This window comes from Pedobacter miscanthi, assembly GCF_003315595.1.
GTDB classification, from domain to species: domain Bacteria; phylum Bacteroidota; class Bacteroidia; order Sphingobacteriales; family Sphingobacteriaceae; genus Pedobacter; species Pedobacter miscanthi.
This window is the reverse complement of the sequence record NZ_QNQU01000024.1, coordinates 49,032-64,936: the sequence shown is the minus strand read 5'-3', so window position 1 is coordinate 64,936 and position 15,905 is coordinate 49,032. Positions and strand designations below refer to the sequence as shown.

The window sequence follows — 15,905 nt, the reverse complement described above, 5'->3', positions numbered from 1 at the left end:
ACTCCTTTCGAAGCTCCCTTATTCACAACTAAATATTAATTTTAATGACGACCGTTGCCGTGTCCTTCACCAGGATTTCTTTCAGGACGGTTATTTCTGTTGTCGTTCCGCTGTGGACGGTTATTTTGAGCCGGTCTTGTAACTCTTCTTTCTGTGATACGTGCAGGGCGATTATTATTCCGCACTACAACTGTAGTTTTCTGGTTGTAGTTAGGATGTCCCTTTACAACATAGTATTTGGCATCACGGCTATCTCTTATTACTGCCTGGCGGCCACCATAGTTTTTATATTTGCTATACCGTGCTACATAAATATTGTTGCGTAAATATGGCCTCGGTTCATTGATCACTACTTTATAAGCGCGATACAGATCAAAATTTGCATATTGGCCTGGTAATGAATTTACCCAAACCCATCGGCCACCATTCGAATAAATGTATTGACCAGAAGGTACGTAATAGTAAGCATCAATATCAGGGAAGTAATAATAATCTACATGATCATAGCCTGTAGGTCCCCAAACTGGTTGCGAACCAATATTAATATTTAAGCTAACCTGCGCATTTGCATGATTTATACCGAGTAATGAAACCATCATAACTGCGGTAATTAACATTAACTTTTTCATACGTTTTTAATTAAATTTTTTGTGTGTTATAATTATCTAAACAGATTAAATATTGATGCTAGAGTTTAATTCAATACCCAATATTTAACATTCTTTAACGATTAATAAAACTATTGAGTAATTTTACTCATTACATTGAGTAAATTGTAAATTACACTATAATTATTTGATTTTCAGTAATTTGTATGATAATTTTTTATTTAAAATATGGGGCTTATCTAAATTCAAATTATATTTCAAACGAAATAAATCCGACAAGATTTGTAATTACTTATCTTATTGAGTAAATTTACTCATGTTATTGAGTAAATTGTAAAACATGTACCAACGATCTTATTTACAGAAACTTATAAAGGTGATGAATGAACCAAAAAGGTTTATCCAGGTACTTGTTGGGCCAAGGCAGATAGGTAAAACTACATTGATTAGTCAGTTAATTAAAAAAATTAATCTGCCTTGCATATTTGAATCGGCTGATGCTGTTGTTGCCTCAGACCGGACATGGATTGAAGTGATATGGTACAATACCAGGGAACAGCTTAAAGAACCTGGGGTTGATGGATATGTTCTGATTATTGACGAGATCCAAAAAATAGACAATTGGAGTGAGATTGTAAAGCGGCTTTGGGACGAGGATATGCGCAATGGTGTAAATATTAAGGTAATTTTGCTAGGCTCATCAAGGTTGTTGATTCAGCAAGGTTTAACAGAATCATTAGCCGGAAGATTTGAACTAACTTATCTAGGGCATTGGAGTTTTACGGAAATGGAAGCTGCCTTCGGTTTTACAGCTGAGCAATACGTATGGTTTGGTGGTTATCCCGGTTCTGCCGATTTAATTAATGATGAGGAGCGCTGGAAAAATTATGTATCCAATGCCTTGATCGAGACCAGTATTTCGAAAGATATTTTAATGCTTACCCGTGTTGATAAGCCTGCATTAATGAAACGTTTGTTTGAGTTGGGTTGTTTATATACAGGTCAGATTTTATCTTTCACCAAGGTTTTAGGACAGCTTTCTGACGCCGGGAATACCACAACACTGTCACATTATTTACAATTGATGGATACTGCCGGCCTGTTGGGAGGCATTGAAAAGTATGCTGCTGATATCATTCGGAAACGATCATCCAGCCCGAAATTTCAGGTGCATAATAATGCACTGGTAAGCGCCCAAAGGAATGAGTTTTTTGGGGAAATTAGAAAAAATCCTGCAGAGTGGGGTAGAATGGTCGAATCATCAATCGGTGCACATCTTTTAAATCACTCTTTTGTAGAAGGTTACAGTGTATTTTACTGGAGACATAGAAACGATGAAGTAGATTTTATTTTAGAGAAAAGAGGCAAAGTAATCGGTTTGGAAGTTAAAAGTGCCGGAATGGTGAGCAAAACTTCAGGCATGGATGCGTTTAACAAAACTTATAAGCCTGATAAAATGCTTATGGTTGGTGCAGGCGGCTTACCATGGCAGGAATTTTTAAGGATTTCTCCTTCGAGCCTTTTTTAACGAAAGCGTAAATAATAACTATATTTGAAACATAATATTCGCCACAGGTAAAATAATCTGTGGCGAATAAATTTATAACAATACACGAAGCTTTAAATGCCTTTACAAGAAACAAGCCCCCAAACTGCTTTCGAACTCGTTTCAGGACTGGAAATCCATGTTCAGTTAAATACAAATACCAAAATATTTTCGGCTGATAGTGCATCTTTCGGGGCTTTGCCTAATCAGAATATATCAACAGTTTCATTGGCTTTGCCTGGTGCATTGCCAAAGCTTAATAAAGAAGTAGTGGCAAAAGCCATTCGTATCGGTTTGGCTTTAAACTGCACGATCAATCAGGTTAATCACTTCGACAGGAAAAACTATTTTTATGCCGATCTACCTAAAGGATATCAGATTACACAGGATAATCAACCAATATGTGTAAACGGTTTTCTGGAGCTTCAGCTTGCTGATGGTTCCACAAAAAAGATTGGCATTAACCGTATCCACCTAGAAGAAGATGCAGGTAAAAGCATCCACGATCAGGATGATCATTATTCTTTGGTGGATTTAAACCGTGCCGGGGTACCTTTAATCGAAATTGTAACCGAGCCCGATATCCGCAGTTCGGAAGAAGCTTCGGTGTTATTAAGCGAAATCAGGAAACTGGTGAGGCATTTAAATGTGAGTGATGGCAATATGGAAGAGGGGAGTTTGCGATGTGATGCCAATATATCGATCCGCAAGCAAGGCAGTACCGAATTCGGGACACGTTGTGAAGTAAAGAACCTGAATTCCATGCGTAACGTACGTAGGGCTATGGATTTCGAATTTGGCCGTCAGGTAGAAGTGATTGTTAATGGTGGAAGGATTATCCAGAGCACTTTGAATTTTGATGCCGATAAAGGCACTACTTCTCCGATGCGTACCAAAGAAGAAGCAAATGATTACCGTTATTTTTCTGATCCGGATTTGCAGCCAATTTATATTTCGGATGATTGGTTGGCAGAGATCAAATCTTTGATGCCACCTTTGCCAAACGAGATTTCGCAGCAAATGATCGCAGAATTTGGTATTAACAAGGCAGATGCGGCCCTTTTTGCAGAAGATTTAGATCTGTTAAATTATTTTAACGCTGCAGTTGCAGTTGTTAAGAATAAAAAAAGCCTTATTAATTGGTTAATAGGCCCGATCAGGGCGGTTTTAAATGAAAAAGGAATCACCATAACTGAATTTAAAGTAAAACCTTCACAGCTGGCTGAAACTATTAATCTGGTTGATGATAAAAAAATTACACAACAAATTGCAATTCAGCAATTATTGCCTGCATTAGAGGAACAGGATAATGCAGATGTTACCAAACTTGCGCAATCATTAAATCTACTTATTTCTGAAAATGGAGACGAATTAAGCAGTTTTATTGATGAAGTGTTAAATAAATATCCACAACAGGTAGAAGCGTACAAGAAAGGTAAAAAAGGCGTTTTAGGTTTGTTTGTTGGCGATGTAATGAAATTGGCCAAAGGTAAAGCCGATGCTAAAAAATTAAATGAATTAATACTTGAAAAACTGAAATAATGAGACTAAAACAATTGAGCCTGATCATGCTGATCGCGGTTGCCTTCACTGCATGTAAACCAAAAGATAGCTTTACCATTGACGGAACTTTCCAAAATCCGGGAACGGAAAAGAAAGTGTTTTTATATGGCATGCAGAATAACAGTATGGTTGCAATTGATTCGACTAATTTATCAGAAAAAGGCGAATTTAAATTTATCCGTAAAACACCTTCAGTAGATTTTTTCAGGGTATCGTTAGGTAATCATGAGTTTATGCTGATTGCAAAAAACGGTGATGAAATTAAACTGGAAGCTGATATAGCAGATAAAACCATGGCTTATAAAATTTCCGGTGCAAATGAAGTAGATAAATTATCAGAACTAAATGGTATCAGAAATAACTTTGCGAAACAGGTTGAAAAACTACAGGCTGATTTTGAAGCAAAGGTAGCAACACAGCCACAAAACAGGGCCGCGGTTCTAGAATCGATGAAACCACAGTACGAATCTTATATTAATCAGTTAAACACGCAAATCCTTAAATTTGCAAAAGATAACAAAGGAACACTTGCAAGTTTTTATGCGATGAGCACTTTGAGTCCTCAGGAATTTGAAGCCGAACTGGTTCAGTTTGCTGATGAAGTTAAAGAAGAAATTAAGGGTAATCCTACGGTTGATGCTTTTGTAAAACAAATGGCGTTATTAAAAACTGTTCAGGTAGGGCAGATTGCGCCGGCATTTACCATCAACACGGCAGACAATAAACCTGTTAGCTTATCAGATTATAAAGGTAAATATGTTTTAATTGATTTCTGGGCTTCATGGTGCCAGCCTTGTCGTCAGGAAAATCCGAATGTAGTTAAAGTTTACAATAAATATAAAAGCAAAAACTTCGATATCATTGGTATTTCTTTAGATACAGACAAAGCAGCATGGTTAGGTGCGGTAAAGGCAGATGGATTAAGCTGGACGCATGTTTCGGAATTGAAGGATTTTAATGGTGAAACGGTAAAAAAATATCAGGTTCAGGCAATTCCTACTTCTTACCTGGTTGATCCTGCCGGAAAAATTGTAGCTAAAAACCTGCGTGGTGATGAATTGGATGCCTTTTTAGGCAAAACGTTACGTTAAAACAAATTCCATGTTAAACTAATTTAAGTAATTAACAATTTCTTAACTTAGGCTTAACTAAATATTGCATCATAGACACTACTTTCGTAACAAATATTTAACTATGAACAACGCAGGTCAGAAAATATTAATTGTTGATGATGAACCAGATATTCTGGAGCTTATTGAATATAACCTGAAGAAAGAGGGTTATCAGGTTTTCACAGCGACCAATGGCCAGGAGGGAATTACTGTAGCGAAAAAGGTTCATCCGGATTTGATCATCCTGGATATTATGATGCCTAAAATGGATGGGATTGAAGCTTGCCGCTTAATGAGGGCAATCCCTGAATTTAAGAATACTTTTATGGTTTTCTTAACGGCCAGAAGCGAAGAGTATTCTGAAATTGCAGGTTTTAATGTTGGTGCCGATGATTATATCGCAAAACCAATTAAACCACGTGCTTTGGTAAGCCGCATTAATGCGATATTAAGGAGAAATGCCGGAACTGAAGAAGTATCAGAAAATAAACTTGAAATCGGAGATCTGGTAATCGATCGCGAAGCTTACCTGGTTTTCCAGGGAGGTAACAAAGTAGTACTGGCCAAAAAGGAATTTGAGCTATTGTATTTACTGGCTTCAAAACCCGGAAAGGTTTATACCCGCGAATCGATCCTTAAAAATATCTGGGAAGATTCGGTAGTGGTAACCAACAGGACTATTGATGTTCACATCCGTAAATTAAGGGAAAAATTAGGCGAAACTTATGTTTCTACTGTAAAAGGTGTGGGCTATAAGTTCGAGCTTTCTTAAAGAAATATTCTTACCACAGATATACACAGATTAACACAGATTTTTTTCTGAGGTTTAATCTGTGTTTTTTTATGTACCAACGTACCAAATGCTAAACGTTATCTGTGTTCGTCCTTTTTATCTGTGGTTAATTTCTGAATCAATAAAAAATAAAATCGTATTTTTGCGCTTCATTAATTACACACAGTTTGAAGTTTCCAAATTTTAAAGACCTTATTCTTTTCGAAGACAACGATTTTATTGTTATCAACAAACCTCCGTTTTTAGCCTCGCTCGATGAACGTGGTGGATCAGGAGAAACCAATGTATTGCGTTTAGCCAAACAATATAGCGATGATGCACAGGTTTGTCACCGTTTGGATAAGGAAACTTCGGGAGCTCTGATTATTGCGAAAAACCCTGAGGGGTACCGCCATGCATCTATGCAGTTCGAAAGAAGAAAGGTGAATAAAACTTACCACGCTGTGGTAGATGGCCATGTTATTTTTGATGATTTAACGGTTGACCTGCCAATTTTAAACGATGGTAATAAAAATGTAACCATCGATAGGACTGAAGGTAAAAGGGCCGAAACGATATTCAACTCTTTAAAATACTACAAACATTATACTTTGGTAGAGTGCAAGCCGATCACAGGTAGAATGCACCAGATCCGGATCCACCTGGCCACACAACGGGCCGCTATTGTAGGTGATGATATGTATAAAGGTAAACCTGTTTTTCTTTCTTCGATTAAGAGGGGGTATAAATTAACCAAAGGTGAAGAGGAGCAACCGATTATGAAACGTTTTGCTTTACACGCCCGTCATTTGGTTTTCAAAGGATTGAACGATCAGGATATTGTGATCGATGCACCATACCCGAAAGATTTTGCAACCCTGATTAAGTTATTGGATAAATTTGATGCATAAAAGAAGTCTTTAAGTTGGCTTCTCCGGCTTGTTTTTGTTACTTTTGGGCATCGCCCTCTGTTAAAAAACAATAGCATGTACATCAGATTTGTAAATTACCTTGATAAGATTAATCAGTACCGTAAATCTAAAATATCAAACCGTAATTTCTTAATTATCCTTGCCGTAATTGTTGGTGTTTTAGCCGGATTGGCGGCTGCCGCTTTAAAAAGTTTAACCCACCACATCGAAGAGTTTCTTCAATCAGATTGGCATTGGAAATACAAATATTACCTGTATTTTATTTTTCCAATGATCGGGATTTTTTTAACGGTATTGTATATTAAATATTTTATCCGTAAAACGAAATTCGAAACAGGCTTAACGCCCTTGCTTTATGCCATTTCAAAAAAATCGAGTAAGGTTGAGGCACACAATATTTATTCGCAGATTATTACCGCAGCCGTTACAGTTGGTTTTGGTGGATCTACCGGTTTAGAGGCGCCCATAGTCACCAGCGGATCGGCAATCGGATCCAATCTTGGTCGTTTACTGGGATTATCCTACCGCGAAATTACCATGCTGGTGGCTTGTGGAGCCGCCGCAGGTATTGCAGGAGCATTTAATAGTCCGGTGGCAGGCATCGTTTTTGCAATCGAAATTCTATTACCCGAATTTACCATCCCGGCCTTTATTCCATTATTATTATCTGCGGCAACGGCCGCTGTAGTAGCCAGGCTATTTTATACCCAACAGCTTTTCTTTCTGGTTACAGAAGGTTGGAAAGTGAACGCCTTGTTCTACTACGTAATTTTAGCCTGTTTTATTGGTTTATTTTCCATTTACTTTACAAAAGCTAACTATGTCGTTAAAGGATTGTTCTATAAAATAAAACATCCTTACACAAAAGTGATTGTGGGTGGCCTGATGCTCGGCGCATTGGTATTTCTGTTCCCAACACTTTATGGCGAAGGATACATTACCATAAAAGGCTTGCTAAAAGGTGATTATCACACTGTGATCAATAACAGTATTTTTGCGGATTACAGCTCTATTTCAGCTGTCGTGATATTGTTTACTGTGGTTACTATTTTTATGAAATCGATTGCTACACTGGTTACTTTAGGTGCAGGTGGTAATGGTGGTACATTTGCCCCAAGTTTGATTATGGGTGGTTTAATCGGGTTTATTTTTGCCTATGTGGTAAACCTATCGGGTATGGCACAGTTAAATGTATCCAATTTTATTGTAGCTGGCATGGCGGCCGCCTTAGGTTCCATTATGCATGCGCCATTAACGGGTATTTTTCTTATCGCCGAAATTACAGGGGGATATATTTTAATGGTTCCGCTGATGATTACCACAGCGATTTCTTACGCCATTAACCGCAGTTCGCAAAAACATTCTATTTATACCAAAGCACTGGCTGATAAGGGCGAATTGTTATCGCACGAGGATAAGGATACTACGGTTTTAAACCAGATGAAGTTGAAATACCTGATTGAGAAAAGTTATCCGCAGTTGCAGATGGATGATCTGCTTTCAATCAAAATGAATGAAATTATGCAATCGCATAAAAACGTTATAGCTGTAACTGATGAAGTAGGAGATTTTAAAGGAATTATTTACATCGAGGAGCTGTTTAATGAAATGATTAAAAATCCGGATAAAGATCATTTGCAAGCATCATATCTGGTACAGCCTGCCCCTAACACAATTGGTGAAAATGATGATCTGAAGTTAGTATTAGAGAAAATGGAACAGGATAATGTTTGGATTTTACCAGTATTAACAACTCAGAACCAATACCTGGGTTTTGTATCTAAAACGGCAATTTTTAACAAATACAGGGCTTTGCTGATGAGGCAAAATGATTATATGGGATAAGAAGGGTTGGAATGTTGCAACATAAAAAAGAAGTCAAGTTTTTAAAACTTGACTTCTTTGCTATAATGCTATTCCGCTCTTTTTAAGCCGAATTTCTCTATTTTACTGTACAAGTGACTTCTTTGAATATCAATCTCATCAGCTGTTTTTGATACATTCCAGTTATTTTTTTCCAGTTTAAATTTGATAAATTCACGTTCTGCATGGTCTTTATAATCCTGGAAATTATTGAACGAATCGAATGATGAAGTTAAAGCTGAACCTCCAGCACCGGCAATTTGTGTGCTTGTTGCAGCACCAATATTGGTTCCGCCGCCAGGGTTTGCAAAAGCACGCACATCATTTTCGGTAATTACCTTATCACTTAAAATAATTAAACGCTCAATCATATTGTGTAGCTCACGCACGTTACCTGTCCACGGTAAAGCCTGTAATGCTGCCATACCACCATCATTAATTTTCTTTACCGGCATGCCGTAATCACTGCAAATACTTTCTAAAAAGTTCTGTGCAATTACCGGGATATCGTCGGTTCTTTCTGTTAAATGCGGAACGTGGATGTTGATTACGTTTAATCGGTGGTACAAATCCATACGGAAATTACCATCTTCTATTTCTTTTAATAAATCTTTATTTGTAGCTGCTAAAACACGAACATTTACTTCAATTTCCTTTTCGCCGCCTACGCGTGAGATTTTATGTTCCTGTAAGGCGCGTAAAACTTTTGCCTGGGCCGATAAGCTCATATCGCCAATCTCATCCAGAAATAAGGTACCCCCATTTGCAAGTTCAAATTTACCGATACGTTGTTTAACAGCAGACGTAAATGAACCTTTTTCGTGTCCAAACAGCTCACTTTCAATTAATTCAGAAGGAATTGCGGCACAATTCACTTCGATTAACGGACTATCAGCGCGGTTCGATTTTTCGTGCAACCAGCGGGCTACCAATTCCTTACCGCTACCGTTTGCACCGGTAATCAATACACGGGCTTCGGTTGGGGCTACACGCTCAATGGTTTCTTTAATTTTAGAGATACTTTCCGATTCTCCTAAAATTTCGCGGGTTTTACTGGCTTTACGTTTTAAAACCTTGGTTTCGGTAACTAAATTTCCACGGTCTAAACCATTACGTACAGTGATCAGTAGACGGTTTAAATCAGGTGGTTTCGAAATAAAATCGAAAGCGCCTTTTTTACTGGCTTCGATGGCGGTTTCAACTGTTCCATGACCTGAAATCATAATGAAAGGAAGGTCGGGTTTGATGATCTGTGCCTGTTCGAGCACTTCCATACCATCCATTTTGTTCATCTTGATATCGCAGAGAACCAAATCGAAATTTCCTTTTTTGATCATTTCGAGGCCATCAATACCGTTATCGATATCTTCTACATCGTAATTTTCATACTCCAGGATTTCGCGTAAGGTACTCCTTATCGCACGCTCATCGTCAATTATTAATAATTTAGCCATTAGAGATGTATTCTTCTATTTGAAATGCGAATATATTATTTTTTAATTAATGTATAGTTTTTTATACAATTTATAGGCTATAAACCATCAATTAAGCGAAAGGTTTTAAGGATTATAATCGATTTTGAATTTACTGAAATCTGGTTTATGTTTTTTGTTTCTTTGCAGTTCCAGCTCATAAATGGTTCTGCCCAGGTTTTTCATAAAAGGAAAGCAAACGGTTTCGTATTCATATTTATTATCATTGAAAATACCATCTTCATTGCTTTGCACCACTGCCGTGAGAAAATATTCTATTCCATTTTTAAAATCAACGAAATAGGAGTTGTCGATAATGTAACCATAACTGTCGCCATATTTATTAAAGATCCTGATATTTGGATCTGGCGTTACCTGTTCGCGGCCATAATAAAGCATTTTGGCATAGGCAGCCCAAAATTCTTTCGGATCATATTTTGGAAAATCGCTTTCCGTTGGGTATTTGCTCATGTAGGTGTAAATCAATTTATAGTCTTCCGGAGTTAGGTTAAATCTTTTATTAGCAGGAAATGCTTCCGGGAAAATCAGTTTCTGCATCAATTTTTGCTGATCATTAATGGCAAAGGCATTTTTTCCGGCCAAACTAAAAGGTTTATTTACCAATTTATCGGTACTATCCATATAACCTTTACCCATCACCAGGTTAGTTAACTGCAGTTCATATTCTTTTGGATCGTATTGAGCCGGTTGATCATACACCAATTTATCGCCATTATAAAATTTAATCGGATTGGTATGTTTGGCTGATTCGCCGGCATCGCCAATGGCCAAACGGTTTAAAATACGGCTATTGTTTAATCCGTTTGCTTTTAGCTTCTCGTTAATCTCGGCACGACCGATAAATTCGAATAAGCGGTTAAAGGCGTCGTTATCGCTGGTGAGCAGTATTTTTTTAACATAATGTTCAATAGATGGCAGGCCGCTTTTAGCACTCGTATCTTTCAAAACTTTGTTCTGTCCTTTATATGCACTATCAGTAATCATTGTACTTTTAGCACTCAGCCCTGTGTTTTTTAGTCGGTTTACCTTTTCTAAAGCGAAAATTACCGCAGCAAGCTTAACCGTACTGGCAGGGTAAAAATAATGGTGCGGATCTAAATTATAGCTGAAGGTTTTAAATGTTGGTTGATTCTTAGCATCGCGGTTAATCTGGGTATAAAGAATCTGCACCTGGTTGTGATCCGGATGGCTGAGCACTGTTGAAAAAAGATCAGGTTTGGCTTCCATCAATTTCTTTAAGAAAATGGTATCGGTTTTTTGTGCCATAACAGATAAAATCATCAGCGATAATGCAATAGTTAAAATCCTTTTCATAATTGAAAATTTTGATTCCTAATTTAGGCTTTTCCATTAAAAAGACCGTTTTCCATCATCCATTTTACATGTTGTCTAATTTTGTTACCTTTGCACTGCTTTTGGTTTCCGGTTTTACACCCGGAATTAAAAGGGAATACAGTGTAAATCTGTAACTGTCCCGCAGCTGTAAGCTCCTTAACGGATTTCCAATCAATCTGCCACTGTTCCGATACGTCGGGATGGGAAGGCCGGAAAGCCGGGAGTAAGTCAGAAGACCTGCCTTAGCATTATATTTCATAGCTTTCGGGGATTGAAGCTAGGAGTGAGGTAAACGTATTTTTTCGTATTTCATTTCTTTTCCATCTGTTGGCTGTGGGTTAAACTCACAATCAAAATGATTAAAATTATAGGTGTTTTATTAAACATCCGGTTTTATGTTGCTTTTGCATCCGCATTGGGTATTGGTATTATTTTGCCAAATATTTCGCTGGCGCAGATTGATACCGCCAAAGTCAGGCTTTTGCATGAGGTAAAGGTAAGCGGCAAAAAAGCATCGGTAAGAAATACTTCTTCAACACCGACCCAGGTAATCAGCGGTGAGGCACTACAACGGCTCAATAGTTTTTCGGTTGCCGATGCACTCCGTTATTTCAGTGGGGTTCAGCTGAAAGATTATGGTGGTATCGGCGGACTGAAAACCGTTAACGTGCGAAGTATGGGCACCAACCAAACCAGCGTTTTTTATGATGGTATACAGATGGGCAATGCGCAAAACGGACAGGTGGATCTTGGCAGGTTTTCGCTGGATAACATGGAAGAAGTGGCGTTGTACAATGGTCAGAAAGCGAATATATTCCAGCCGGCCAAATCATTTTCAGCTACCAGTACAATTTATTTGCAAACCAGGAAACCGCAATTTGCAGATGGTCGTTCATCCAATATCCGTTTAGGGCTTAAAGCAGGTTCGTTTGGTTTGGTTAATCCGTCTTTTTTATACGAACAGAAAATATTGGATAGGACATCTGTTTCGCTCAGTACCGAATGGGTAAACGCTGATGGGCAGTACAGGTACCGGGAGCGAAACGGCACTTTCGACACCACAATTGTGCGAACCAATACCGACCTGAATGCCTATAGGATTGAAGCCGGTTTAAATGGTACGCTGAAAGATAGCGCCAGCTGGACATTAAAAGCATACGGTTATTCATCAGAGCGGGGATTACCCGGAGCCGTTGTTTCCAATAAATACGATTTTACACAACGGCAGTGGGACAGGAATATTTTTGTTCAGGGGCATTTCGAAACGGCTGAAAGTAAAGGTTATGCTTTGATGATCAACGCAAAGTATGCCAATGATTACATGCGTTACCTTGATCCTGATTTTGTAACACTCGATGGTTTTTTAGATAACCGCTACCATCAACAGGAAATTTATGCCTCCGCAGCAAACCGCTATCGCATTTTACCGGTTTGGAATGTATCCTTTTCAGCTGATTATCAATGGAACAAACTCAACGCAAATTTATACCGCTTTCCCTATCCAACCAGGCAAACCGTACTGGCTGCCCTTGCATCAGAATTTAAGCTGGATAATTTTAATTTACAGGCATCACTACTGGGCACTTTTGTGTTTGATAAAGTAAGAGAATATACCAGTGCCGGCAATAAACAGGAATTTACGCCTACGGTGATGGCCGGTTATTATCCGTTTGGCAGTAAAGATTTTATGCTGAGGGCCTTTTATAAAAATATTTTCAGGCTGCCAACATTTAACGATCTGTATTATACCTTTATTGGGAATTCGCTTTTACGCCCTGAGTTTACCAATCAGTATGATTTTGGTGCAACTTACAATATTCAGCCACTAAATACTGCACTAACTTCCATTTCTATTCAGGCCGATCTATATTACAACCAGGTTAAAGATAAAATTGTAGCCATACCAAGCTCTAATTTATACCGGTGGACGATGTATAACATCGGTAAGGTAGCGGTAAAAGGGGCTGAGGTAAATATACAGTCGGCCTGGGCAATAGCTGCTCAGCTGTCATTAAATGCAGGCCTCAGTTATTCCTACCAGCAAGCAAGAGATGTTACCGAAGGAGATATATATCCATATAATATTCCTTATATACCGCTTCATTCCGGATCGCTGATTTTAGGGGCCGACTGGAAAAAGTTTGAACTGAACTACAGTTACATCTATGCAGGCGAACGTTATAACCAGATCAGTACCAGTCAAAGCGCTGTATATAACCGCATGGATCCATGGTATACGCACGATGTGGGTTTGGGTTATCACCTGGATCTGTTCGGAAGAAAAGCCAAAATCAATTTAGAGATCAACAATATTTTTAATCAGGCCCGCTGGATAATCGCCAATTTCCCGATGCCGATGAGGTTCTACCGTTTCAAGTTTAATTATACGATATGAGAATAAATAATAAGTACCAAATACTGCTGATAGGCATAATAGCAATTTTATTTGGCTCATGCAGAAAAGCGCCGACAGTTATACCCGAACAAGGCGAAACCGCATTTCCGCCCAACCCTTCGGGCATAGTAAAAGGATTATATGTGCTTAATGAGGGGAATATGAACATGAATAAGGCTTCGCTTGATTATGTGGATTTACGGGCGGGTACATACAGACGTAATATTTACAACCAGGCCAATCCTGAAGTAGTGAAGGGACTTGGTGATGTGGGAAATGATATTGGTATTTATGGATCAAAAATGTATGTGGTTGTGAATGTTTCTAATAAACTCGAAATACTGGATGTAAAAACGGCAAAAAAAATCAAACAGATTGATATCACCAATTGCCGTTATGTAACCTTTCATAACGGTAAGGCTTATGTAAGTGCATACCTGGGTAAAGTTGGCGATCCTAATGCGCCTAATGGAAATATTTCAGAAATAGATACGGTTAGCCTTCAGGTACAGCGCAAGGTTGAAGTAGGCAGGCAACCGGAAGAAATGGCTATCGTAGGCGAAAAACTTTACATCGCAAACTCTGGTGGTTATAGTCCGCCTAATTATGAAAGAACGGTATCCGTTATCGACCTTAATTCTTTTACCGAAAGCAAGCGTATCGATGTAGCTATTAACCTCGACAGGCTAAAGGCCGACCGTTACGGCGATCTTTATGTAACCTCAAGGGGTGACTACTATAATATCCCTTCTAAACTTTTTGTAATCGATACCAAAACCGATCAGATTAAAAAAACATTCGACATTGCCGCCAGCAACATCTGGATTGATGATGACATAGCTTATATCTATGCCACAGAGTGGAGTTATATCCAGCAGAAGAATACCATTACCTATTCGATGATTAATATAAAAGACGAAACACTGATGAACAAAAAATTCATTACAGATGGTACAGATGTGCAGGTTAAAATCCCTTATGGAATTATCGTAGACCCTCTAACCAAAGATGTTTATGTGAGCGATGCCAAAGATTATGTTACCCCCGGCACGCTTTACTGTTTCGATAGCAGTGGAAAAAAGAAATGGTCTGTAATAACAGGCGACATCCCTGCACATTTTGCATTTGTATACTGATAACCAAATCCAATATATAATGAAAACACATTTACAATTAAAAAGAAAAGCAGTTATTGCTATGATGCTTTGCATAGGTATCATAACAGCCTGTAAAAAAGACCACACCGAAATAGCCGAAAAACAACTGGTTATAAGTAGCACTAATGGTGTTTACATGCTTTGCGAAGGATTGATGGGCAATAACAACAGTGTTATATCATACTATGATATTGCTACAAAAACAACTGTTGCCGATTATTACAAGCAGGTAAACAATGTATCACTAGGAGAAACAGCAAACGATTTAGAACAATATGGCAGCAAAATGTACTGTGTTGTGGCAGGTATTCAGGGTAGCAGGCAGTCTTTTTTAGATATCATCGATATCAAAACCTGCAGATCATTAAAGAGGATTCCGTTTAATTCGGCAACTGATGGTTATATCCCAAGGTTCGTGGCATTTTTTAAAGATAAAGCCTACGTTTCGCGTTATGACGGAAAAGTGAGCCGTATCGATACCGCATCGATGGCTATAGATGGAGAAATTATGCTTTCAGAAGGATTGGAGCAACTGGCGGTAGCCAACGGAAAGTTATATGTATGCAATTCATCACATCCTTACTATCAGAACGGCGCGAAAAACAAGATATCAGTAATCGACTTAGCCACTTTTACCAAAATAAAAGATATTACCGTAAACAATAATCCGGTAAGGATACAGGCGGCAGATAACGGCGATTTATTTGTGGTATGCTGGAATGATTATATCATCAAAAACAATCCGTCGCTGGATAGGATCAGCAGTGTAAGCGATACTAAAACAGCTTCTTATGATTATGATCTTGGCGCTATTGCGGTCAACGGTTCTGCAGCTTATGTATCGAAAGATATTTACACCAATCCTGATATCAAAGCCTTAAATACGGTTAGTGGCGCAATGGGTTCAAGTTTAATCACCGATGGCCATACGATAAACATTATTTATGGCTTAACAATAAATCCATTCAGTAAAGATGTAATGGTTGCCGATGCCAACAGTTATAACGGTACTGCAGGCACTGCTTATTGTGTAGGTACAGATGGTAAAGTAAAATTCAGTTTTGCAACCGGCGTGCTGCCTCAGCATGCTGTATTTAACTATACATATAAATACGAATAAATTTCAATC

Annotated in this window: 12 protein-coding genes and 1 riboswitch; of the genes, 9 read left to right on the top strand and 3 right to left on the bottom strand. The window is 38.3% G+C overall.

All coding sequences use genetic code 11. From position 1 onward, the window contains the following. Positions 1 to 41: 41 nt before the first annotated feature. A complete protein-coding gene (locus DRW42_RS22825) occupies positions 42 to 629 on the bottom strand; it encodes a hypothetical protein (protein WP_113951185.1) in 588 nt (195 codons plus the stop codon). Positions 630 to 948: 319 nt separating this feature from the next. Between DRW42_RS22825 and DRW42_RS22820 the strand changes: the two genes are divergently transcribed. The 6 genes from DRW42_RS22820 to DRW42_RS22795 all read left to right on the top strand — a co-directional run bounded on the left by DRW42_RS22820 (position 949) and on the right by DRW42_RS22795 (position 8,378). After that, positions 949 to 2,136, top strand: coding sequence for an ATP-binding protein (locus DRW42_RS22820; protein ID WP_113951184.1), 1,188 nt, complete (start codon positions 949 to 951; stop codon positions 2,134 to 2,136). Between the two features lie 96 nt (positions 2,137 to 2,232). Beyond that, the gene (gene gatB / locus DRW42_RS22815; RefSeq protein ID WP_113951183.1) at positions 2,233 to 3,696 is read left to right on the top strand and encodes an Asp-tRNA(Asn)/Glu-tRNA(Gln) amidotransferase subunit GatB; all 1,464 of its coding nucleotides are present in this window, start codon (positions 2,233 to 2,235) and stop codon (positions 3,694 to 3,696) included. Next, positions 3,696 to 4,808: a TlpA disulfide reductase family protein gene (locus DRW42_RS22810; protein WP_113951182.1), complete on the top strand. Its 1,113-nt coding sequence runs from the start codon at positions 3,696 to 3,698 to the stop codon at positions 4,806 to 4,808. The genes gatB and DRW42_RS22810 overlap by 1 nt, the downstream gene beginning before the upstream one ends. Before the next feature lie 103 nt (positions 4,809 to 4,911). Beyond that, positions 4,912 to 5,601, top strand: coding sequence for a response regulator transcription factor (locus tag DRW42_RS22805; protein WP_113951181.1), 690 nt, complete (start codon positions 4,912 to 4,914; stop codon positions 5,599 to 5,601). A 188-nt stretch (positions 5,602 to 5,789) separates the two neighbouring features. Next, positions 5,790 to 6,512 carry an RluA family pseudouridine synthase gene (locus tag DRW42_RS22800; protein ID WP_113951180.1) on the top strand — a complete coding sequence of 241 codons (723 nt, stop codon included), beginning with the start codon at positions 5,790 to 5,792 and terminating at the stop codon, positions 6,510 to 6,512. A 75-nt stretch (positions 6,513 to 6,587) separates the two neighbouring features. Continuing rightward, on the top strand, positions 6,588 to 8,378 hold the full coding sequence (locus DRW42_RS22795) for a chloride channel protein (protein ID WP_113951179.1): 1,791 nt from the start codon (positions 6,588 to 6,590) through the stop codon (positions 8,376 to 8,378). 68 nt (positions 8,379 to 8,446) lie between these two features. Here DRW42_RS22795 and DRW42_RS22790 read toward each other — a convergent pair whose 3' ends face one another. Then, positions 8,447 to 9,850 (bottom strand): sigma-54-dependent transcriptional regulator, encoded by a 1,404-nt coding sequence (locus DRW42_RS22790; protein ID WP_113951178.1) that lies wholly within the window; start codon positions 9,848 to 9,850, stop codon positions 8,447 to 8,449. Positions 9,851 to 9,955: 105 nt separating this feature from the next. Next, positions 9,956 to 11,203 (bottom strand): serine hydrolase, encoded by a 1,248-nt coding sequence (locus DRW42_RS22785; protein WP_113951177.1) that lies wholly within the window; start codon positions 11,201 to 11,203, stop codon positions 9,956 to 9,958. A gap of 84 nt (positions 11,204 to 11,287) precedes the next feature. Then, positions 11,288 to 11,483, top strand: a riboswitch (cobalamin riboswitch). Positions 11,484 to 11,579: 96 nt separating this feature from the next. Here DRW42_RS22785 and DRW42_RS22780 point away from each other — a divergent pair. Genes DRW42_RS22780 through DRW42_RS22770 form a run of 3 tightly spaced genes read left to right on the top strand, consistent with a single transcriptional unit; the run spans position 11,580 to position 15,896 of the window. Then, complete coding sequence (locus DRW42_RS22780) at positions 11,580 to 13,619, top strand: TonB-dependent receptor plug domain-containing protein (protein ID WP_113951176.1); 2,040 nt, start codon at positions 11,580 to 11,582, stop codon at positions 13,617 to 13,619. After that, positions 13,616 to 14,755, top strand: a complete 1,140-nt coding sequence (locus tag DRW42_RS22775; RefSeq protein ID WP_113951175.1) for a YncE family protein — start codon at positions 13,616 to 13,618, stop codon at positions 14,753 to 14,755. The genes DRW42_RS22780 and DRW42_RS22775 overlap by 4 nt, the downstream gene beginning before the upstream one ends. A gap of 19 nt (positions 14,756 to 14,774) precedes the next feature. Further along, positions 14,775 to 15,896, top strand: a complete 1,122-nt coding sequence (locus DRW42_RS22770; protein WP_113951174.1) for a YncE family protein — start codon at positions 14,775 to 14,777, stop codon at positions 15,894 to 15,896. Positions 15,897 to 15,905 lie beyond the last annotated feature (9 nt).